Here is a 20948-nt window from a genome sequence, read left to right as displayed (position 1 = left end):
ACAGCAACGAGCAACAAATAATGAGTTAGAACAGTATAAAAGCCCAAGCGTCTGAAGCAAAAACGTTTGGGCTTTGTTCCACGATTATGCTTATAAACTACGTTAACTAATAACTGGGACTTCAAAACCAGATTGGCTTTTAATATCGAGATATAGTCAGCTAACGACCAACATTGCTGCGCCCACATGCTTCAAGATATCAACTACGCCAATTGCACACTCAGCATCGATTCCAGAGGAGGCTATGCTCTTCGCTTTCTGGTGAATAAGCAACACATCCTGATGCCGGCTCTCGAGGGGGCAGGTTGCGGGGGGTTATTTCCAATGGCTCCAATTGCTAACCGAGTCACTGGCAATACAATTCCTTGGCATGGACAAAACCTATCCTTACCAAATGTCGAGTGGGACGAGCTGTTTTTTTTACATGGAGATGCCTGGAAGAAACCATGGCGCGTCCTCAACAAAAATAAAAGCACCATTCAATTAGTTTTAGAGTCGCATATGAGCCCGCAAATTGATTATTTAGCGATGCTTAGCTATCAATTATCCGAGTCATCCTTAGCGGTGACGCTTCGGGTGACAAATCAATCTGCAAATGCGTTCCCATTTAATATCGGTCTTCACCCATTTTTCTCCGCTAATGATAAAACTGAACTGTGTTTGTTGCATCAAGGATATTGGCCTGAGGGTGAGCATCACCTCCCCATGGCTTACCAAGAACGCGTCGCAACACAATATGATTTCAGAACAAAAAAAGCGTTGTTGAAAGGATGGTTGAATCACTGTTATAGAGTCTCAACCCCGGCAACAACCCTGTTTCGTCCGGATCTCGGTTATCGTATCGTGATTACCTATAACACCCACTATATAACACTGTATCAACCTTCAATAAGCGATGGCTATATCTGTATCGAGCCACAGGCTTACCCCATCGATGCTCACCATCAGATCATAATGCCAGAAATAGAGCCCAAAGCCTGCCAGGAGGTTAAAATGACCATCAAGGTATTGCCACTCTAGGGCCATGTTGAGCTTTTGGGGCTATTTTTAAGCCTTACGGTTGGTGCGTTTTATAATAAAGATGAGATGTATAAAACCACTAAAAGTCTTCCAAGATTTTTTCGATAAACAAGTAGCCTATTCCCTTGAGTAACTCTGTATCACTCAAATCTCCAAATCGAATACTGGCTTTTTGTTCTTTAACCGAGGCTACATTGTCTTCAAAAGGATTGAAATGAGCTTGGTCCTTAACCTGAGCTAACCACTGCTCACCTAATTTTCTGGCTTCGCCATAAATGACGATATCATTCACACTCATCGTGACCAAAAAATTATAAATACTGATCCCCAATGTGCTTGCCGCTTTATTACAGACGCGGCGAACCAGCGGATCGTTTTCAAAATACCGTTGAACCGCTTGCTCAAATTCCAGCTCATCGAACTGGTACAACTCGTCAGAAAATCGGTTTTTTATTTGTTTTCTAATATCTGCCAACATGGCTTTAGTTGACGATATGGTTTCCAGACATCCGTAGCGACCGCAGCCACATTTTCGACCATCTTGATCGATGATTGAATGGCCTATCTGTCCGCTGCCATAAAGTGGCCCTCTAAATATTTGATCATCAATCAAAAATGAAGAACCAATCCCATAATCGACATTAATCACGCAAAAATCACGAATATGCTCGGGATTGGTCCACTTCTCCGCCAGAGCCAGCATCACACAGTCGTTATCAACCGCCACTTGGGTCTCTAATTCAGCTTCGAGAATATACTTAAAATCAATCGGACTATCCCAAGGTGCTTGGGGCATAAACATTGAAGTGCCAGCATGGACGTCTACCTGACCATGCAGTGCCAAAGCAATTTTTAATTTACCAACCGCAGCCGCGTTAACGCACTGCCGATAAGCCTTAATCACCGACTGCACCAACTCTTCGGGAATAGCAGGCGCTATATGCCACTCACGCAGCTCAAGTAGCAACTCCATTTTACCGTTAACCACTAACGCTGATATTTTACTGGGCGTGATGTGTATACAAATGATTGGACTGGATTTGTGAGATATTTGATACACACCGCTAGAGTTACCTCTTCCGATATGCTCGGTATGCACATGCTCTACCCAGCCCCTGTCTTCCAAAAACAGTAAAATTTTACTAATGGCAGGTATACTCAATTCAAGTAAGCGAGACAGACGTGACTTACTTAATTGTTGGTACTGAAAAAGGAGCCTAATAATCAACTTTGCGTTATAAGTTCTCACCGACTGATTATTCATGCCTTTCAGCATTTTAGACTCCTTGCTCATCCACTAAATAAGTTACCCTCTTTCGGCTAATCGTTGACGATATTGGTCTGCGCCAACTGCAAGCAACAAAATACCACCGCGTACTAAGTATTGGTAAAACGAGTCAATATTAAGCAGGTTCAGTGCATTTTCCACCGTTCCCATAATAAGTACCCCGACCGCAACCCCAACAATACTGGCCTTCCCGCCGTTTAGCGATACACCGCCCAGCACGCAAGCCGATATCACACTCAGCTCAAAACCTAAGGATGCGTTGGGTTGGCCACTGGTAATACGCGACGCCAGTATGACACCTGCAATGGCACAAATTGCCCCTTGTATCGCAAAATTGGCAATTCGAACTTTATCAACATCCACCCCGGCGAGTTTTGCCGCATCAGCATTCCCACCCACAGCTAAAGCATTTCGTCCATAAGCGGTATTTTTCAGCAAGAAGCCAAATACAATAAAGCACAATATAGTGATCACAATTGGCGTTGGTACTCCCAGAACCGTCGACTGGCCTAACATAAAGAAGTTCATGTTAACCACGCCTACCGCATTCCCACCGGAGATAATATAAGCGCCGCCGCGGACAATTTCCATCATCGCTAAGGTTGCAATAAGCGCATTCACCCGAACTTTAGTCACAAAAATACCATTCATGAGACCGATGAAAATACCCGCGACAAGCGCACCAAAAATCCCCAAGATAAAGCTATCGCTTGCGTTCACAATGAGTGCCGCCAATACGCCGTAAAATGCGACCTGAGAGCCCACCGATAGATCAAAATCTTTCGATGCGAGGCAGAACATCATCGTACAGGCCACCATGCCAATTTGTGAAATTGAAAGCCCAAGGCCCACCATATTCCTCAGTGAGAAAAAATAAGGGACAAATATTGCCAGTGCAATAAACAACAATATGTACACCACAATAATATTGAAGTTCTCACTACTGCGGATCAACGACCAAGTTGAGGTTTTTGCCGGGCTAGATAGATCGATCTGGGCCGTTTTATTTAAAGCGGTCATGCGCTCATCTCCTGTTCAGGGAAAGCTTTAGAAAGAATGCTTTCTTCTTGATATTCTTCACGTTTAAATTGGGCCGATATCTGATTTTCTCGCATCACATACAAGCGATCAGTAATGCCCATAATCTCGGGTAACTCGCTGGAAATCACAATAATCGATATTCCCTTGTTCGCTAATTCGTATAACACGTTATAAATTTGGTTCTTTGCCGAGACATCAATGCCCCGCGTTGGCTCATCGACAATCAATACATTGATACTGGGCTCTGCCAACCAACGGGCAAGGATCACTTTTTGCTGGTTCCCACCGGATAAAAACTGGATCTCTTTCTCTAAAGATGGCGTTTTAATATCCAGCCGTTTTACAAAGCGTTCCGCTTCCGACAACTCTTTAGCAAGATTGAGGATCCCACCGAACCGCCAGAAGTTTCGGCGACTACTGACAGTGATGTTCTCCCAAACCGAACGAAAGGTGATATTGCCCTCTTTTTTGCGATCTTCAGAGCAATACAAGATCCCCTTTTGAATCGCCTTTTTAGGCGTTAACGACGGCAGCTTACAATGATTGAATGAAGCACTGATCTGCTGACTCGATATCGCGCCAATGATCGACTTCATCAATTCGGTACGGCCCGAACCAACCAAGCCAAAAAAACCTAGAATTTCACTTTTACGAACATTAAATTCAACGCTTTGAGGAAACTGATGGCTATGAATGCTGTCCAGCGAAAAATTAATTGCTCCGAGTTCTCTTGGGGAATAGTTATACATATCGCCCAAGTTACGACCGATCATTTTCTCAATAATGGTTTTGCGATCAATTTGTTTCAAATCGTCATAAGAAATCACATGCTTCCCGTCTTTCATCACGGTGCACGAACTACATAAGTCGAATATCTCCGCCATTCGGTGTGAGATATAAATCAGGATCCGACCTTCGGCTTGTAACTGGCGGATCACTCTAAACAGAACTTTAGTTTCGGCCGACGACAAACTGCTGGTCGGTTCGTCTAATGCAATAATATTGGCATTTAATATCAGCGCTTTGGCTATCTCCACCATTTGTTGCTGACCCATCGATAGCCCACTCACTTTATCTTTGGAAGAAAAGCTCAAGCCAAGGCTTTGCAACTGAATGTCGGCCTGTTGATTCATCTTTTTCCAATCAATTTTTCCCCGATGTGACGGAAAGCGACCCAAAAAAATATTCTCTGCAACACTCAGTTCTGGAACCAATTGCAGCTCTTGATGAATAATAGCGATACCGCCTTTAATCGCTTCACTGGGAGAACGAAAGTTGACGCTTTGGTCGTTGATGGCCACATGTCCCGAGCTCGCTGGGTAAATTCCCCCAAGTACTTTCATCAAGGTACTTTTGCCAGCGCCGTTAGCACCGATAAGACCGTGAACTTCGCCATGGCCTATCGAGAAACTAATGGCGTCGAGGGCTTTCACTCCGGGAAAGTTTTTAGATACATCGCAAAATTCGAGTTTGTTATTCATTCACACAATCCTTGATGAAATCGGGGTGAAACACCCCGAACATTGTACAATTACAAACCTAAACTTTTACGCACTTGTTGATAGTTATCTCGGGTTGCCAGATAGCCTGAGGTATAAATTAACTTCTCAGGCTCTACTCCATTGGCGATCCAGTTATACATATTGATCGAGGTTTGATAGCCATGTGCTTTGGCACTTAAAATAATGGTCCCGTAGAATCCGGTAGAAACAGGCTTGCGGAATTCATTAATCGCTTCTTCGGTACCGTTAATACCAACACCAATAATGTCCGATGAAGCAATTCCGTTCCCTTCTAAGGCCCGAACGCCACCGATCACCACTTGGTCATTCATGCCATAGACAATCCATTTTTTAAATTGGCCTTTCTGGGTGATTAAACTATTCGCGGCATTAAATGCTTGTTCGGTATTATCGAGTCGATGCGGTGCTTCAAACATATTGGCGGCTGGGTAGTTTGCCTCGTTTAAAACATCAGTCGCCCCTTTGGTTCGTTGGTAAGCAGTTGGTAGCTGTTTGTAGGTGAGTGCCATCGCCGCCACTTCGTTGCGGTCCCAGCCACGCGCATCTATTTCGGCCAATAAAGCGTCCCCCACTTCTCGTCCGATGTTATAAGCAGAAATCCCCATATGAACCACATCTTCAATGGGATTACCTTTGCCATCAATCAGTCGGTCATCCACCGACATTAACTTGAGTCCGTTTCTGTTGGCAGCTGCCACAACGGCAGGGCCTAATTTTACATTAGGGACACACACAATCACCCCATCAGCCTGTTGAGTGCCTAAGTTGTCCAACGCCGACATCAATTTTTGACCATCTTGCGCGCCAATTTTAATTAACTCGAAGCCTTTTTCTTTGGCCGCTACCTCTGCAAACTTCCATTCATCTTGGAACCAGCCTGCTTCGGGTTGTTTAACAATAAAACCAATTTTCTTTTTCGCTTCGGCAGCTGCGCCTAAAGACATAGAGCAAAGCGATGCAGTTAGTAATGCGGTACCAATTTTTTTGTAGAGTATATTCATAATTTGACCTATTTTAATCACCCCAAATGGTAATGCGTTCAGCCTTTGTTCAACTGAAATTCACACATTTCACGTCGTATTTTATATTTCTAAACTGCCGTTATTGTTTAACAGCTATCGTTATTATTCATGCTGATGTTAATGTAATGTTTGCTATATATTGTGAAGTTCAATCACGCTATATAGTAATCTTTGTTTAGTATTAATGTCCCTCCTCATTCGCTTTTAAAAAACTGCCATAGAGTTGGCTTATTAAACACAAGCCGGCAATAACAATGGATAAAGGCTTTCGATCAGACTGATCTTGGCGTGCCCCGGCTCCAATTGAAGAACCGCTAATCGGTCTTGGTTTGTTTCTGCGACACCTCTATTGCTAAGTAGACTGCAGCCAAGTGATGCCAAATAGCGAATAAACCGACAATGAATTTGATGGTTTTTAGCAATGTCGCGATCAAATACGATCAGTTCTGGCAGCGACACCGCAAAAAAGTCCTCAACAACTGGGTCACTCAAGTGCGCATCGGCCCAGCGCTTCATCTCGGTGAAACGCGCCAGTGCTTGCTCTCGTTGACCACACTTGGCTAAGGCTAGTGCCTGAAAGAAAAGGTAATCAGCTGGTTGATCGTTGTAGTAACGGCTTTCGCTTAAGCTGGAACAACCGAGCATCGCTTTTTGCCAACACTGCTGTGCGTGCTGTAAATTTCCTCTCCATTCAGCAACACAACCTAATAAAAAATAAACATCATTGTCGGTTTGGCCTACCAGACGACCTTCGCTGAGGTTATCAGGATAAGCAAAGGCATCGGACAACGCTTGTTCGGCTTCGGCGTAGTCTTTATTCATCATCAAGCTGCAAGCTTTTCGGATCAGCGCATTAATGTATTGACCGGTTATTTTCCCCTCGCCCCCCTCCCAAGGATGAAACTTTTTCTGTTGAAGGACTGAAAAAGCTAGCTCATGACGCCCTTCAATATTGAGTAAGCTGATCCATTCCGCAGTTAAATCATCTCGCTGCAACACCACATTTTGATGCAGATCCAATGCCTCGAGACGCTGTTGCGGTGAATAAGCGGCCAGCTTTCTTAAATGGTCGAGTTCAAACAAAACCCTCGCATCGCTTAAATCTAGCGCCCAAGCATAGGACATATGGCTAATCGCGTGTTCATAATCCCCATGTTTATTAGCGTGGTACACCGCCAAATTACGATGACAAGCTTTAAAACTAGGCCTATTGGATAAAGCAGTCTCCCATAACTTAAGCGCTTTTGCGTAAGACTTTTTCGCATAGAAAAAACAACCGAGCAGATAATCGGCAAAGGGCTGACCAGCTAACTTGCTTAATGCAAGGCACTCGATAGGCGTATTCGGAAACAATACATTTTGATTAAATTGTTGTTCCGCCAGCGCCAACAAGGCTTGTGGATGCTGTTCACTTAATCCCGCTTTGATGAGCAAGGCATTTGCCCCTGCCGCATCGATTAAATCGATGGCTTGAATGGCTAAGTGAGTTAAGCCTAAAGAATGATACAAACCGCTCACATGAACCGCATTGGCTTGTCTACCCTGACACAGCGTGATAAATCGCTGCTTCGATTCATGAGTTTGTTCAAGCCGGTAACGCTCCATAAATAGCGCGTAACCCAATGGAAACTGCTGAATTGCCGATTCGATATGTGCCTTCGCTTGTTGCTGGTGGCCCAATGCGATCAAAATCGCTGCTTTTACAAACGCGGCCTGGTAACTGGTTCCGTTGAGCGCTAACGAACGATTAATTTCATCCAATGCGTCTAAGTAACGCTGTTGAATAAATGAGATCCGCGCAGCCGCCAACAAACCACTATCACGACAGTTGCCACTCCAAGTCGATTTATAATAATCGGCATAGGCCAAATCCAACTGACCCAGTTTTTCATGTACACAAGCCCGAAGAAAACTAGCGCGGCCGCAAGCTGGGTTCTTATTGTAACGATGCACTCGTTGGAGTGCTTTATCGAGTAAGGCCAATGCTTGTTGGTAATCGCAACGGTCATACTCTTGATGTGCCAAAGCAAGATTGCAGCGATAATCTAAGGGGTCTCTGGCCAAAGCTTCTAGATAATAGGCTTCTGGCTTACCACTAGCATGATGATACTGTTCTAAGTGTTGTCCAATTAAATACAGCTCGTCGACGGACAACACCTCCTTAGGTGGCAAAGGCGCATCGGCGGGATCTGGAATAGCCTGATCCGAAGCCCCGTGTTCCTGATAAACAAGCACCTTTTGACCATTCTGAGTAGTCACCGTGATACTTAATCGCTCGTCGGCAGAATAATCCAAGGTTTGTAAATACACCTCGCAAGGCTCAAACGAGAACACTTCATCAACCAAGATCTCTTCATCGTTACGGATCACTACCCGTGCATGTTCAATCTTCGAGATAGCATATAGTCCCCACTGCACTTCATCTGCATCACGTTGCAGTTTTAATGCAACATCAGTATTGGCCTGATGCACCATGCCAAGTTGACTATAAGGAAGGAAGTTTTGTACGAAGATCTTCTCTTCGTTGGGATCGATCCAAGTAAAATCAGGCTGATTATCGGTAAATACACCAGTCATTAACTCAATGTAAGGGCCATTGCTATCGGTGAGATTTTTATCCCAAGCGAGGCCAAAATCGCAATTTCCCCAGGTCCACTGCTTTTTCCCCGGAGACAAATGATGGTTAGCGATATGTAAAAGGCCGCCTTGTTCATGATGGCTATAGGCCCCCACAAAATCGTAATCGGAACCAGCAGCCATATAAGAGGTCGGTACTGGCAGGTTTTTATATCTGGATATATCGGTACCCGGCGAGTAATCCACCTTATAATAAGTGCCCTTAGCTATCGGGAATTCACTCACATCGCGCTTGCCGTGATCATAAACTGCCGTAACATCGGGCGGGAAAATGCTCTGATGATCGTCGCCGCCTTTCACCGCTGGGTTAGACCACCATAGAAAATGCCGAGGCACAGCATTACCGTTATACACTTTACCAGTGATCTCAATAAGTGCCTTATCGGGATAAAGCTTAAAGCCTGCACTTACTTGTAAGCCATACATGTGCTCGACTTCACCCAGCCATACTTCTGCGCTACCATCGTTCAAGCTACGAATATTCACATCAACTGGCATATAAGTAGTAGGCCGATGATGTTGCGGCCAGTTAAATTCAATCCCACCAGATATCCACGGACCAACTAATCCAACCAGCGCTGGTTTTACCACCTCGTTGTAGTAAACAAAATCTCGTTGATTGACCTTATCGTAAGCGCGATGAATGCGACCACCAAGCTCTGGCAACAGCATTACTTTGATATAGTCATTTTCTAAATAGATGGCTTGGTATTCTTGGTCGACCGCTTGCTCGCGAATCGAATCAATCACCCCGTAGGGATACACTGCCCCAGAAGAGCCTTGGTAAACCCGCTTCTCAAGAAATAGTGGATTGGGATCCACAGAACCGGTGGGGTATGTTGGCAAAACAATTGTCTCTGACCATACATTCACGCTATTTCCCATACATATGCCTCAAAAGTACACGCTTCTAATTAAAAATAATGAAGATGCGGCAAGCTTATGCGCTATTTGAAATGAATTATTGTGAATGCTTCACGCTGTTTAATAATCTGAGTTTACTAACAGCGTTTTGATGAAGGGCTAAGCGCAACGTAGCCATGCGCGGCTTTAGAATTGTTATTCGAAAACGACAACCCCCCAGCCTCTACGTAATGAGCCAATTGACAATAGAGTTTTGTATCAATATAGTGCCCTTTAATTTGTGATGATGGAATATCACTGCAAGATAAGATCTGCCCAGTGATCATCAATGTTAAATTTAACGACGCGAGTCGCCAAGCGATCGACGATATAGAGCCCATATTATTAAAGTAGAAAAATAGGCTGGGTAGTGATGCTTGTTGGCCAACTCAGTCTTATTTTTACTGGTGGTGCTGTCAGAACAAGCGCTCGTGGCAAAATAATTGAAAATAGTAATCTTTTTAAGGTGATGTCTGCTGACGCCAACTACGTTTCATGGAGCATATACCAAACCAATTGAGAGTATTTTCTTAATAGCTTTTCTTCGTTAGATAGGCACGCTAATAGCCAAATTGAAAACTTGCTCTACAGCAACATTTGAGAACATCAGCGAGCCCAAAAGAGAAAATTTCGGGGGCGCTATTTACAAAAAATGTAAGGTAAAATAACGCGATGAATCATATTATTTTGGCTTTTGGCATTTTATGCACATTGAGCTGCGAAGCGAATACTTCAAGCGAGGTGATAGATTTTGGAAAAGATATATTACAAACAAGATATGAAGCATTTGCTGACAAAATGAACCAATGTGATAAGCAAGCAAGAAACACAAATGTATCAAACGAAACCTTAGTCCAATTGCAAAAAATCCCCTCTGAGGCTGCCTTAGCCTTAGCAGTGGTAAATTATAAAGCATTACAGCAATGTGCATTGTACGAATACAGCGAAGCGCTTAGGACCCTAGTATCTCTGGAAAACTTAGATGAGTTCAATCCGAGCACTGATGAAGCGTTAAAAATCAACAGGATTAAAGCCCTACTTGTTGCTGACATGAATATGTATATTGAAAAAGAATATGCAGAGATTTCCCCTGAGCTAAAAGTAAAACTAGAGGGAATGGCAGAACTGAAGTTTCCTTTTAATTTAAGTAACACGATTGAAAAAGCCTGGCCAAGCTCTTTCTAAAAATAGTATCACGTTGTATTTTTTTTATTCAATTTATCATTCCGGTTTAAGATGCCCTAGTGTGGTAAGGCTATCGGCACCACATTTTAAATACTGAGCTGCCAAATCATCAAACACCGAATCAGGAGTCTAGCAATGATAAAAAGTGTATTCATTAGCCTTATTTACTGTCTGGTCATCTTTAGTTTTGTTGCATGGTACTGGCAGCAATCTGCAGAGCCACAACGTACTTGGCTATTTTATTTTGTGTTTACCATAGCCTTTGGCCAGAATGTTTATTACAGCTATAAACGCTCAAAAAAGTAATTTTAAACAGCTTAATCAAACCAAACCTTCGAGCGAGCAACTTCAAGGTGCTGGTTTAGGAGCTGCCGCGGGTTTATTGTTCGCTCATAGTAATAAGTCGAAGAACTCATTAGTGTATATATTGGCCAGTGGGCTTGTCGGGTGCATGGCTGCCAACGCCACTCGAAGATATAATTGTGTGGTATAAAAAAAGAGTGGGATGCATAGAGTCCCAATCCTTTTCCTAAACTGTATTAGTATAATTACCAAGCAATTTTGACGTAATCACACTGATACAATTAATAGATAGACAATTTTTCAGAAAGTCTCGCAGAAACCAATCTACACCCAATCCAAGGGTGATTAAATCATACGCTCTGTCATACCCAAAATCGCCGGACGTTATGAGACAAACCGAAACAAGATGAGATGATAAGCTATTGATTTAACTATATTACAGGCATAAAAAAAGACGTCCTTAGACGTCTTTTCATTTGAATATGGCGGTGACGGAGAGATTCGAACTCTCGATACCTTGCGGTATACACACTTTCCAGGCGTGCTCCTTCAGCCACTCGGACACGTCACCTAAATTGTTTTTCGCTCGGGGCGATAATGAGGCGCTAGATTACGGATAGCGTTGGCGAGGGTCAACTATTTTTTTCTAAAAAGGCGTTGGTTGCTGACTTCTTGCACAAGTATTGCTGTTGCAACGATAAAAGTACTCACAAAAAAAGGAAGCCGATGCTTCCCTTTATCCATGCTTTGAATCGCTCAACTTTAGATACGGTAGCCATTGCTTTGACGCAAATAAGCCGATGCGCCTTGTAAACCTGGTTGTTCTTCGGTGATCACATAAACGGGTACTTTAGCGACAAAATCTGCAAAACGCCCTTTAGCTTCGAAGCGCGCGCGGAATTCACTATGTTTAAAGAATTCCATAAAGCGACTAATAATACCGCCTGCAATGTAAACCCCGCCAAAGGTCGACATGTTTAAGGCAAGGTTGCCACCAAAAGAGCCAAGGGCGCGACAAAATACTTGCATCGCTTCAACGCATACCGGGCAACTTTCTTGCAAACCGCGGGTAGTAATGTCGGCAGGCTGTAAGTCTTCGGCTGCTTTGCCATGGTAGTCCATTAAGCCGAGATAAATATTGACCAAACCGGGTCCCGATAACAAGCGTTCTGCCGAAACGTGATCATAACGCTGTTGTAGGAAGCTCAAAACATGTGCTTCAAGTGCATCATTGGGTGCAAATTCAACATGCCCTCCCTCACCCGGAATACACACATATTCGCTGTCGTGATGAATTAAATGCGCCACGCCTAAACCAGTGCCGGGGCCGTATACCGCGATAGGCTCTCCAGATTTGGCGGGTTCACCACCAATTTGTATTTTCTGGCTATCGCTCAAGGTTGGGATCGACATGGCAATGCCGGTGTAATCGTTGATCACATAAAAGTTTTCAAAGCCCAGTTGCTCTTGAACCGCCTTGCGAGAAAATGCCCAGCTATGATTGGTCATCGCAATCCAGTCTTGATCGGTTGGGCAAGCAATGGCGATACAGGCTTGGGTGACCGTTTCTTGTTGTTCGCTCAAGTACAACGACATAACATCAGCAATGCTGGGGAAGTCACCACACAGGTACTTCTGTAAACGACCTATTTCGCCAGTCTTTAACTCGACTAACGCCAAACGAATATTTGTGCCACCTACATCAGCGATCAACCCAAAACCGGCCATTATGTTTTCCTCGATAACAAATTAAAAAATAAAAACAAAAATATCATTAAATAACTCTAACAAACTATCATTAAATAGCTGTTGTTCTTAATTATCTGTGGATTTTAGCGCTTTTGTACTGGAATTTCGTTAGTAAATTACTAATATTTAGATTGATTTCAAAAATATTAGACCTAGCTCATACTATGAAAACGTTGTCTGGTCTATCATTCATGCTAATTTATCTTGTTTCAGCCAGCGGTCTATGTAATTGTATTACATATCTATATGTTGAAAAATTATTACATTTGACAATTTAACCTTAACAAATGCGCTTAATATAACGAGTATTATGAATACGCTTGAAAAAATAACAAAAAATTTAGAGAACTTTAGTAAGTCCGAACGAAAGGTTGCTGAAGTTATTATTGCCTCTCCTCAAACGGCAATCCATTCAAGTATTGCCGCATTGGCTAAATTAGCTGATGTAAGCGAACCGACCGTTAACCGCTTTTGTCGTCGCTTAGATACTAAGGGATTTCCCGACTTTAAACTACATTTAGCGCAAAGCTTGGCTAACGGTACACCTTATGTGAACCGTCATGTAGATGAGGAAGACGGACCAGAAGCCTACACTGCCAAAATATTCGAATCTTCGATGGCCAGTTTAGAAGCGGCAAAAAATAGCTTAGATCCGGTGGCGGTGAATCGTGCTGTCGATTTACTCACTCAGGCGAAGAAGATTTCATTCTTTGGTTTAGGCGCTTCAGCCTCAGTTGCCCAAGATGCATTAAATAAGTTTTTCCGCTTCAACGTGCCAGTAAGCTACTTTGATGATGTTGTAATGATGCGCATGAGCTGTATTGTGGCCACCGAAGAAGATGTGATTATTTTAATTTCACATACAGGTCGCACCAAAGCGATGATCGATATTGCAATACTTGCCCAGCAAAATGATTCGATGGTTATTGGCATCACCACTAAAGACTCCCCACTCGCCAAAGAATGTAATTTGGTGTTGTCGATGGATGTTCCGGAAGATACCGACGTTTATATGCCAATGGCATCACGTATTGCGCAAATGGCTCTTATCGACGTACTCGCAACAGGCTTTACACTGCGTCGTGGTGAACGATTCAGAGAGAATCTGCGTAAAGTGAAACAAAGCTTAAAAGACTCTAGAACCGATAAAGGTATCGAATAATCAAACGCAGCCTGCTAAGCGCTAGTCTTTATACTAACTTTTAGCAGGCTTACCATTAGATGTTCCCTGAACTGTTACCACAGTTCGTGATTCTATCTTTGTGAATACAAAAAAAGGATGCAATGGCATCCTTTTTTATTTGTAGTCGCCAAATGAATTAGGCAACATGCACAGCGCTAATTGGCGCGTTTTTCTCTTCTAATACGCCAGGTTCGAAGTGGTCAACCTGAATCGCCTTGGAACGTAAAGCATCTGCTTTGAGTAACTCAGCGGCTTCGGTCTCACTTAAGATATCCTGCGCCTGAGCAGCAGCAACGATTTCTGCAAGTTCAACCTTACGTGGTAACTGACCCGCTTTCTGAGCTTTGGCGATCTTCCGCTCTAGTGGTCTCACTTTATACATCGCCAAAAATGCCTGCTCAATAATTGCAACCGCATCTCCTTTACTGCCATCGGTCACACATAACTGACTTAAGCGCTCGCGAGCGGAGCCTGGTGTCATCATGGTTTCACAAATTTTATGGCCTATTGCATCGTCCGCTAGCTTAAAGCGATTGCCATATGGGAACACCACCGATTTTAATACTCGTGCCACCACCCGACTCGAGAAGTTTTGAAAGAAACCTTCAAAAGCGATACCAATTTCGTAAAGATTACGTTCTATCGCCCACTTCACAAATGGTAGATCTTCTGCCGGACGCCCTTGATCTTCATAATGTTTTAAGGTGGCTGACGCTAAGTAAAGATGACTCAGCACATCACCTAAGCGCGCAGAGATCCGTTCTTTACGTTTTAATTCTCCACCTAGAATCAACATCGACATATCGGCACACAAAGCTAATCCTCGGCTCATCCGGGTTAATTGGCGATAATAAACAGCGGTTTCTCCCGAAACCGGGCTTGAATTAAAATAAGCACCGGTTAAGCCTTGGAATAAGCTACCCACAAAGTTGCCTGCGCCAAAAGCGATATGTTTGATTAACAGGCCATCGAATTCGGCAAGTCCTGCGGCTTCGTCTGGATTAGCAGCCGCCTGCAATTCTTTGAGAACATATGGATGACAACGTGTAGCGCCCTGACCAAAGATCATTAAGTTACGGGTGAGAATGTTGGCACCTTCCACCGTGATCGCAACTGGGATCCCGTTATATGCATGGCCTAAGTAGTTCATTTCACCCAGTTGGATCCCCCGTCCCGAATGAATATCCATGGCATCATCTAACACGGTACGCGCCATTTCGGTCATATGGTACTTAGCAATCGCGGTGACAATGGCAGGGCTTTGATCTAAATCTAAAGCGCCTGCGGTAAGACGACGGGCAGCCTCTAATTGATAGGTCATGCCGCCAATCCGAGCCAAGGCCTCTTCAACGCCTTCAAAACGCCCAATCGATAAACCAAATTGCTTACGAACATAGGCATAAGCGCTGGTAGTTCGTGAACTCATATGGCCCACTGCCGTACCCAAGGCTGGAAGCGAAATACCGCGACCGGCCGATAAACATTCAACCAGCATTCGCCAGCCTTTACCGGCGTAATCAGAGCCACCAATAATCCAATCTAAGGGAATGAATACATCATCACCAAAAGTTGGGCCATTCATAAAGGCTAAACCTAACGGAAAATGGCGATCGCCGGTACGCACACCGGGATGGTCAGTTGGGATCAGCGCACAGGTAATACCCAGCTCTTGCTGCTCACCGAGCAGATGTTCGGGATCATACAGTTTAAAGGCTAAGCCAAGAACCGTAGCAACAGGTGCCAGCGTAATGTAGCGCTTATTCCAATTTAAGCGGATCCCCACAACCTCTTCACCATTAAACTCCCCCTTACATATAATCCCTTTATCGGGTATCGCTCCTGCATCAGAGCCTGCTTCTGGGCCAGTTAAGGCAAAACAAGGCACATGAGTGCCATCGGCTAAGCCGGGTAACCAATGATCTTTCTGTTGCTGGGTGCCATAGTGCAGTAACAGCTCACCTGGGCCTAAAGAGTTAGGCACCATCACCGTTACCGCAGCCGATAAACTGCGAGTGGCAATGGTGCTAACAATGGTTGAATTAGCAATTGCCGAAAACTCTCGTCCGCCATAACTTTTAGGGATAATTAATGCAAAAAAACCTTCGGCTTTTAAGTAATCCCATACCGGTTTGGGCAAATCGCGTTGGTTTTGCACAATCTCGAAGTCATCTAGTAGCTTGAGTAAGCTTGCAACCTGATTATCCATAAAGGCTTGTTCGGCTTCACTTAAACGCGCTTTAGGATATTGATGCAATTTACTCCAGTCGGGTTTTCCTCCAAATAGTTCGCCGTCCCACCATACCGACCCCGCTTCCATGGCTTCTTTTTCAGTTTGCGACAGGGGGGGCAAAATCTTTTTAAACATCTTAAAGGCTGGTCGCGAAACCAGCTTGATCCGTGTCTCGGTAATACTTAACAGCACCACGATAGCGGTCAGCAACATTAGTATAATTGTCATGGCTGTATCCTTTATTTCACGTCGTATTTTTGGCTCACTAGCCTATCGTTATTATGGGTTATTTGGCGCACCGACCCCGGCGGCCAGATAAGGAATCACCTTACGGATCAGTCCTTCGGTATTAATTTGTTCGTTAAAGTCGGCGATGGCGATATCTTTTAAGGCCGCGCTTGATGCCATGGTGAATACCACCGTACCGAGGGTAAAGTGTAAACGCCAAAAGATATCACTGTCAGATAACTCCGGATAAGCACGCTTCACCGCTTGCTGGAAACGACTTAATACTTCTCCGAAATGGTGAGTAATAAATTTTCGTAGATGACCTTGGCTATCGGTATAACCTCGACCTAGCAGTAACAACAACATTGCAGTGCCGTGCCTTTTAATTTGATTCATCGCCAGCAAGGGTTCAATAAATGAATTGAACACCTGCTCCAGACTGGGCGCGTGCTTGCTCTGCGTATGTACGAGCATCGCCTCGTCAACTAACGGCATAAACTGCTCTAAATAGCGCATCAACACTGCTTGGATCAGCTCTTTTTTTGAACCAAAATGATAGTTCACCGAAGCAAGGTTCACTTCTGCCTCCGAAGTAATTAGTCTCAATGAGGTATCGGCAAAACCGCGTTCTGCAAATAAACGCTCTGCTGCATCGAGGATCTTACTTTTTGTTCCTTGTCTCACCATCACACCTTTAAAAATTAAACAACTGTTTAAAAACTACGTTTAAGACCCCGCGATGTCAATGTTTATGGCATGGATATTTTGTGAAGAGAACAAAAAACGAGAACTGTCGTCGACTTTTTTATATAGAAAATAAAAAAATTTGAAACTTTCTAGAAAACGGCGGGTCTTAATCTATGCCACTGCAATTAAACACTTAAATTGAACGCCCAGCATCCCTGTAGCTGGGCTTTTTTTTGCCTTCGAAAACTTAAGGCCGAATAACGTCGACTTTCAAATGCGCAAAGATACGGTTTATCACATAATCAACACCCTCTGGCTTAAGCTTCAGCTTTCTACGTCCCTGTTGATCGATTTCCACCGCAGCAAAGGCTTGCATACTTAACTGCCAACTGGGGCGACCTGAACCAGGCTGATATAAACTGAGGTATAGAGTTGCTCGCTGAAAATCTTGATTGCCATCATCGGCTAAACCGGGAGACACCCCAAATAAACTCATCAGTTGCAGGTCACTAAGTTGCTGGCTGCTAGGAATAGCAAAGGCCAACCAATAGTCACAACTTTCGCTCGCCTTACTTTGATAAGCAAGCCCGCGCTCGAGCAATGCATTGGTAAGTGCGTGGTGCATCAGATCATAGGCTGCTAAATCCGACAATTGTGGATTACGCAGCGCTTCGGCCAACATTGGATGGTCACATACGGTTTGTTGGGCTATTAAAGCAAAACCCGTGTCGGCGCTCACCACTATCGTGTCGCGCTGTTGCTGAGCACTGCGTTGCGGTTGGTTTGGCGGCACCCGCGGACTACAAGCGCCTAACAATAAAACCCCTACACTCCAGCAAATTGCCAGTTTCATATCGTTCGCCTCTATTTATTGAGTACTTACATGATTCACTATGAATGGCGGTTCCACAAGCATTGTTGCCCAATACCCGCTGTCAACTCGCCTCAAAATATCGAGAGCCTCCTGTTTTTTCCTACGCTTCATTTCACTTCCAGCTAACATTCTGGCTACTTAATACACAATTGACACGACTTCACAAAATATAATCTAATTTCCAATTAACACCCGCAAGCATCTGTTAAATATACATTTATTGTAAAAATCAACCGGACTAAAACAGCCATTATCATTAAATAATTAATATTTTTTTCATGCATCGTGAAATCTTTTTTTAATAAACTCGGTTTCATTAGTTACAACGAAGTAAGCAAGTTGTAACAAACACCAGGCTAAATGAATAAGGGAACAACCATGAAGAAATCTAACCTCGCCGTCGCTACTGCCGTATCAGGTTTAATCGCTTTAGGAACTTTGGGTGCAAGCCCTGCATTCGCAGCAGATAAAGAAAAATGCTACGGCGTTGCCAAAGCGGGTCAAAATGATTGTGCCACTAAAAACAGCTCTTGTGCTGGCACTGCAAAATCTGACAGCCAGAAAGATGCATTTGTGGTTTTACCCAAAGGTCTCTGCGGCAAATTGGCCGGCGGCAGTACCCAAGCTAGCTAATAAATAACATTGAATAAGCAAACCAACATTTAAAGATCACTACATTAGGAATCAACTATGAAAAAATCTAACCTCGCCATCGCCACTGCTGTTTCAGGTTTAATCGCTTTAGGAACTTTAGGTGCAAGCCCTGCATTCGCCGCCGATAAAGAAAAATGCTACGGCGTTGCCAAAGCAGGCCAAAATGACTGCGCGACTAAAAATAGCTCTTGTGCTGGCACTGCAAAATCTGACAGCCAGAAAGATGCATTTGTGGTTTTACCTAAGGGTCTTTGTGGCAAATTAGCTGGCGGTAGCACCGAAGCTAGCTAAGTTGATGATGTCGAACCAAGTTTGGTTCGACAGTCCCTTCCCACCCCGTAAAGATGACGATAAATATGACTAAAAAACAATACGGCTTGGGTTTACGATCCGACTTTGCGACACAGCTATTAGCCAAACATCCCAACATCGATTGGCTAGAAATTCACGCCGAAAATTATTTCAATCCACATAGCTACGACTATCACCAGCTGACTCAAATTGCTGAACACACCCCTATTAGCGTACATGGCGTTGGGCTATCACTAGGTTCTAGCGATGCATTGAGTATTGCTCATTTAAGCAAACTAAAAACCTTAATTGATCACATTCAACCTTTTATAATTTCCGAACATTTAAGCTGGAGCAGTATAAATGGCCGTTATTACAACGACCTGCTACCCCTACCTTATACTGAAGAATGCTTAAAAGTATTTGTTGACCACGTGAATCAAGCCCAAGATTTTCTAGGACGACAGCTATTAATCGAAAACCCTTCCGCATATTTGGCCTATGCAGAAAGCCATATCCCTGAACCCGAATTTTTAAACCAACTCGTGGCGCAAACGGGCTGTGGGCTTTTACTTGATATTAACAATGTATATGTGAGTGCTTATAACTTAGGCTGGAATTATCAGCAGTACCTCGAGCATCTCAATCTTAACGCCGTACAAGAGATCCATCTAGCGGGCTACACCGAAAAACAATTTGATGGAAAAACGGTGCTGATTGATAGCCATAACCAAGCCGTCCATCAACCCGTTTGGGATTTATATCAATACTTCCAGCAACACTTTACAAACCAGATTCCTGTACTCATCGAATGGGATAGTGACTTCCCTGCGCTAGAAGTACTGTGCCAGGAAATGGATCGAGCGCGCGCAATTGATCAACTAGTGACAGAGGTGGCTTGTGCTTAAACAATTACAACAGCAGTTTTCAAATGCACTAAACCATCAAGAAAACGCCATCCATCAACATCTTCAGCAAGGCCAGTTGACTGCCGACGAATCGATGCAGATATACCAAAACAACTACTTGTTGAGTTTAAGCGAAGCCCTCTCTGCGAGCTACCCAACCATCCAAAAATTGGTTGGTGAAGAATATTTTTGTCAATCGGCTAAGCGTTTCATCTTGGCCAAAGGACACGATCAAGGCGACTTGAATTTATTTGGTCAAGGTTTTGATTTATTTCTGCAACAACAACCCAAGCTAGCCGAGCTCCCCTATTTGCCAGCAGTTGCTCAACTCGATTGGCTGATTGAGCAAACCGCCGGGCAAGCATTGAGTTCCACGTTTTTATCTATCGCTGAACTGCAAACCATTGCGCCTGAAAACTTGGGGTCTGTGGTTCTGCACTTGGCCCCGCAATATACCTTGTTATCCAGCCAGTATCCTATTTTTGATATTTATCAGATGGTACAGGCCGAGCAAGTTGAGGCGATCGAGCTACAACAAAATGACTATCTATTACTCACTAAACAAGCCAATTTTGAAGTTGCCATAGAACAAATATCGGCTCTTAGTTTTGAGTTCTTAGCCCACTGTCATCAGCAACGGCCTTTAGAACAATTACCGGAACATTGTCTGTTTGAACTAGAAGCCTTATTGGGTGATGCCATCCATCAACAAAGGTTTGCCAGCTTTAGCCACGCAAACGCCACCGGAGGGCCAGAGCATGGCAATCTATAATCTCTATTTAAAAGCTGTCACGGCGATGCAATCACTTCTGATCCCGCTGTTACTCACCATCACCCGACTGTGGGTTGCTTCGGTGTTTTTTCGTTCTGGTTATCTTAAGATCAGTTCATGGGATTCAACTCTTTACTTATTTGAAGAAGAATATCAGGTTCCGATTATTCCTTGGGAGTTAGCCGCTTACTTAGGCACCGCCGCAGAATTAATTTTGCCAATCTTTTTAGTCTTGGGTTTATTTACCCGTATATTTTCCTTAAAACTGTTCGTATTCAACATTATTGCGGTCGTGTCTTATCCTGTGCTGTGGCCGGGCGGATTCTATGATCACCAATTATGGGGACTGATGTTACTGATCAACTTAATATGGGGCGCAGGTCCTCTTTCATTGGATCGTTACCTCACGCATAAAATGGCACAAAAAAAAGCGGCCTAAGCCGCTTTTTC

Annotated in this window: 18 protein-coding genes and 1 tRNA gene; 9 read left to right on the top strand and 10 right to left on the bottom strand. The window is 43.8% G+C overall.

What is annotated here, in order from left to right; genetic code table 11:
* The first annotated feature begins 186 nt into the window (after window positions 1-186).
* The gene (locus tag ACRRSY_RS10620; RefSeq protein ID WP_432453004.1) at window positions 187-1020 is read left to right on the top strand and encodes a hypothetical protein; all 834 of its coding nucleotides are present in this window, start codon (window positions 187-189) and stop codon (window positions 1018-1020) included.
* A 79-nt stretch (window positions 1021-1099) separates the two neighbouring features.
* On the opposite strand, the gene ACRRSY_RS10615 is transcribed toward ACRRSY_RS10620, so the two are convergent.
* From ACRRSY_RS10615 to ACRRSY_RS10595, 5 genes are all read right to left on the bottom strand, one after another.
* The gene (locus ACRRSY_RS10615) at window positions 1100-2296 is read right to left on the bottom strand and encodes an ROK family protein (protein WP_432463145.1); all 1197 of its coding nucleotides are present in this window, start codon (window positions 2294-2296) and stop codon (window positions 1100-1102) included.
* A gap of 30 nt (window positions 2297-2326) precedes the next feature.
* The gene (gene araH, locus ACRRSY_RS10610; protein ID WP_432453002.1) at window positions 2327-3328 is read right to left on the bottom strand and encodes an L-arabinose ABC transporter permease AraH; all 1002 of its coding nucleotides are present in this window, start codon (window positions 3326-3328) and stop codon (window positions 2327-2329) included.
* Complete coding sequence (locus ACRRSY_RS10605; RefSeq protein WP_432459456.1) at window positions 3325-4830, bottom strand: ATP-binding cassette domain-containing protein; 1506 nt, start codon at window positions 4828-4830, stop codon at window positions 3325-3327. Before ACRRSY_RS10605 ends, araH begins: the two co-directional genes overlap by 4 nt.
* A gap of 50 nt (window positions 4831-4880) precedes the next feature.
* Window positions 4881-5873 (bottom strand): arabinose ABC transporter substrate-binding protein, encoded by a 993-nt coding sequence (locus ACRRSY_RS10600; RefSeq protein WP_432453000.1) that lies wholly within the window; start codon window positions 5871-5873, stop codon window positions 4881-4883.
* Between the two features lie 252 nt (window positions 5874-6125).
* A complete protein-coding gene (locus ACRRSY_RS10595) occupies window positions 6126-9404 on the bottom strand; it encodes a DUF5107 domain-containing protein (protein WP_432463144.1) in 3279 nt (1092 codons plus the stop codon).
* 702 nt (window positions 9405-10106) lie between these two features.
* Here ACRRSY_RS10595 and ACRRSY_RS10590 point away from each other — a divergent pair.
* Both ACRRSY_RS10590 and ACRRSY_RS10585 read left to right on the top strand, forming a co-directional pair.
* Entirely contained in the window at window positions 10107-10619 is a 513-nt protein-coding gene (locus tag ACRRSY_RS10590) for a hypothetical protein (protein ID WP_432452998.1), read from the top strand.
* Window positions 10620-10754: 135 nt separating this feature from the next.
* Window positions 10755-10925: a hypothetical protein gene (locus ACRRSY_RS10585; RefSeq protein ID WP_432452997.1), complete on the top strand. Its 171-nt coding sequence runs from the start codon at window positions 10755-10757 to the stop codon at window positions 10923-10925.
* Between the two features lie 480 nt (window positions 10926-11405).
* Here the strand turns inward: ACRRSY_RS10585 and ACRRSY_RS10580 are convergent.
* Both ACRRSY_RS10580 and ACRRSY_RS10575 read right to left on the bottom strand, forming a co-directional pair.
* Window positions 11406-11493: transfer RNA gene (locus tag ACRRSY_RS10580), tRNA-Ser, on the bottom strand.
* Between the two features lie 191 nt (window positions 11494-11684).
* Complete coding sequence (locus tag ACRRSY_RS10575; protein ID WP_432452996.1) at window positions 11685-12650, bottom strand: glucokinase; 966 nt, start codon at window positions 12648-12650, stop codon at window positions 11685-11687.
* A 331-nt stretch (window positions 12651-12981) separates the two neighbouring features.
* Between ACRRSY_RS10575 and ACRRSY_RS10570 the strand changes: the two genes are divergently transcribed.
* Window positions 12982-13833 carry a MurR/RpiR family transcriptional regulator gene (locus ACRRSY_RS10570; protein ID WP_432452995.1) on the top strand — a complete coding sequence of 284 codons (852 nt, stop codon included), beginning with the start codon at window positions 12982-12984 and terminating at the stop codon, window positions 13831-13833.
* Window positions 13834-13990: 157 nt separating this feature from the next.
* On the opposite strand, the gene ACRRSY_RS10565 is transcribed toward ACRRSY_RS10570, so the two are convergent.
* The 3 genes from ACRRSY_RS10565 to ACRRSY_RS10555 form a co-directional block, all read right to left on the bottom strand.
* Window positions 13991-16312, bottom strand: a complete 2322-nt coding sequence (locus ACRRSY_RS10565; protein WP_432459462.1) for an acyl-CoA dehydrogenase — start codon at window positions 16310-16312, stop codon at window positions 13991-13993.
* 51 nt (window positions 16313-16363) lie between these two features.
* Window positions 16364-17002, bottom strand: a complete 639-nt coding sequence (locus ACRRSY_RS10560; protein WP_432463143.1) for a TetR/AcrR family transcriptional regulator — start codon at window positions 17000-17002, stop codon at window positions 16364-16366.
* A gap of 244 nt (window positions 17003-17246) precedes the next feature.
* A complete protein-coding gene (locus ACRRSY_RS10555; protein ID WP_432463142.1) occupies window positions 17247-17852 on the bottom strand; it encodes a hypothetical protein in 606 nt (201 codons plus the stop codon).
* 399 nt (window positions 17853-18251) lie between these two features.
* Between ACRRSY_RS10555 and ACRRSY_RS10550 the strand changes: the two genes are divergently transcribed.
* The 5 genes from ACRRSY_RS10550 to ACRRSY_RS10530 all read left to right on the top strand — a co-directional run bounded on the left by ACRRSY_RS10550 (window position 18252) and on the right by ACRRSY_RS10530 (window position 20937).
* Window positions 18252-18506, top strand: coding sequence for a BufA1 family periplasmic bufferin-type metallophore (locus ACRRSY_RS10550; protein WP_432452990.1), 255 nt, complete (start codon window positions 18252-18254; stop codon window positions 18504-18506).
* A gap of 57 nt (window positions 18507-18563) precedes the next feature.
* Window positions 18564-18818 (top strand): BufA1 family periplasmic bufferin-type metallophore, encoded by a 255-nt coding sequence (locus ACRRSY_RS10545; RefSeq protein WP_432452989.1) that lies wholly within the window; start codon window positions 18564-18566, stop codon window positions 18816-18818.
* A 65-nt stretch (window positions 18819-18883) separates the two neighbouring features.
* Window positions 18884-19726 carry an MNIO family bufferin maturase gene (gene bufB, locus ACRRSY_RS10540; RefSeq protein WP_432463141.1) on the top strand — a complete coding sequence of 281 codons (843 nt, stop codon included), beginning with the start codon at window positions 18884-18886 and terminating at the stop codon, window positions 19724-19726.
* Window positions 19719-20498, top strand: coding sequence for an HvfC/BufC family peptide modification chaperone (locus ACRRSY_RS10535; protein WP_432463139.1), 780 nt, complete (start codon window positions 19719-19721; stop codon window positions 20496-20498). Before bufB ends, ACRRSY_RS10535 begins: the two co-directional genes overlap by 8 nt.
* Window positions 20485-20937, top strand: coding sequence for a DoxX family protein (locus ACRRSY_RS10530; RefSeq protein WP_432452985.1), 453 nt, complete (start codon window positions 20485-20487; stop codon window positions 20935-20937). Before ACRRSY_RS10535 ends, ACRRSY_RS10530 begins: the two co-directional genes overlap by 14 nt.
* The last annotated feature ends 11 nt before the right edge of the window (window positions 20938-20948 follow it).

The sequence above is a fragment of the Agarivorans sp. QJM3NY_33 genome (assembly GCF_050870865.2).
Taxonomy (GTDB): Bacteria; Pseudomonadota; Gammaproteobacteria; order Enterobacterales; family Celerinatantimonadaceae; genus Agarivorans.
Note: the sequence above shows the minus strand (reverse complement) of the source record. Positions and strands in the feature narration are given on the sequence as shown.

What these genes read in the sequence shown, in the direction of transcription:
- ACRRSY_RS10555 (WP_432463142.1), bottom strand. Translation starts at nt 17,852, where the DNA reads ATGAAACTGGCAATTTGCTGGAGTGTAGGGGTTTTATTGTTAGGCGCT.
- ACRRSY_RS10590 (WP_432452998.1), top strand. Translation starts at nt 10,107, where the DNA reads ATGAATCATATTATTTTGGCTTTTGGCATTTTATGCACATTGAGCTGC.
- araH (WP_432453002.1), bottom strand. Translation starts at nt 3,328, where the DNA reads ATGACCGCTTTAAATAAAACGGCCCAGATCGATCTATCTAGCCCGGCA.
- ACRRSY_RS10530 (WP_432452985.1), top strand. Translation starts at nt 20,485, where the DNA reads ATGGCAATCTATAATCTCTATTTAAAAGCTGTCACGGCGATGCAATCA.
- ACRRSY_RS10565 (WP_432459462.1), bottom strand. Translation starts at nt 16,312, where the DNA reads ATGACAATTATACTAATGTTGCTGACCGCTATCGTGGTGCTGTTAAGT.
- ACRRSY_RS10550 (WP_432452990.1), top strand. Translation starts at nt 18,252, where the DNA reads ATGAAGAAATCTAACCTCGCCGTCGCTACTGCCGTATCAGGTTTAATC.
- ACRRSY_RS10605 (WP_432459456.1), bottom strand. Translation starts at nt 4,830, where the DNA reads ATGAATAACAAACTCGAATTTTGCGATGTATCTAAAAACTTTCCCGGA.
- ACRRSY_RS10585 (WP_432452997.1), top strand. Translation starts at nt 10,755, where the DNA reads ATGATAAAAAGTGTATTCATTAGCCTTATTTACTGTCTGGTCATCTTT.
- ACRRSY_RS10600 (WP_432453000.1), bottom strand. Translation starts at nt 5,873, where the DNA reads ATGAATATACTCTACAAAAAAATTGGTACCGCATTACTAACTGCATCG.
- ACRRSY_RS10575 (WP_432452996.1), bottom strand. Translation starts at nt 12,650, where the DNA reads ATGGCCGGTTTTGGGTTGATCGCTGATGTAGGTGGCACAAATATTCGT.
- ACRRSY_RS10620 (WP_432453004.1), top strand. Translation starts at nt 187, where the DNA reads ATGCTTCAAGATATCAACTACGCCAATTGCACACTCAGCATCGATTCC.
- ACRRSY_RS10545 (WP_432452989.1), top strand. Translation starts at nt 18,564, where the DNA reads ATGAAAAAATCTAACCTCGCCATCGCCACTGCTGTTTCAGGTTTAATC.
- bufB (WP_432463141.1), top strand. Translation starts at nt 18,884, where the DNA reads ATGACTAAAAAACAATACGGCTTGGGTTTACGATCCGACTTTGCGACA.
- ACRRSY_RS10570 (WP_432452995.1), top strand. Translation starts at nt 12,982, where the DNA reads ATGAATACGCTTGAAAAAATAACAAAAAATTTAGAGAACTTTAGTAAG.
- ACRRSY_RS10615 (WP_432463145.1), bottom strand. Translation starts at nt 2,296, where the DNA reads ATGCTGAAAGGCATGAATAATCAGTCGGTGAGAACTTATAACGCAAAG.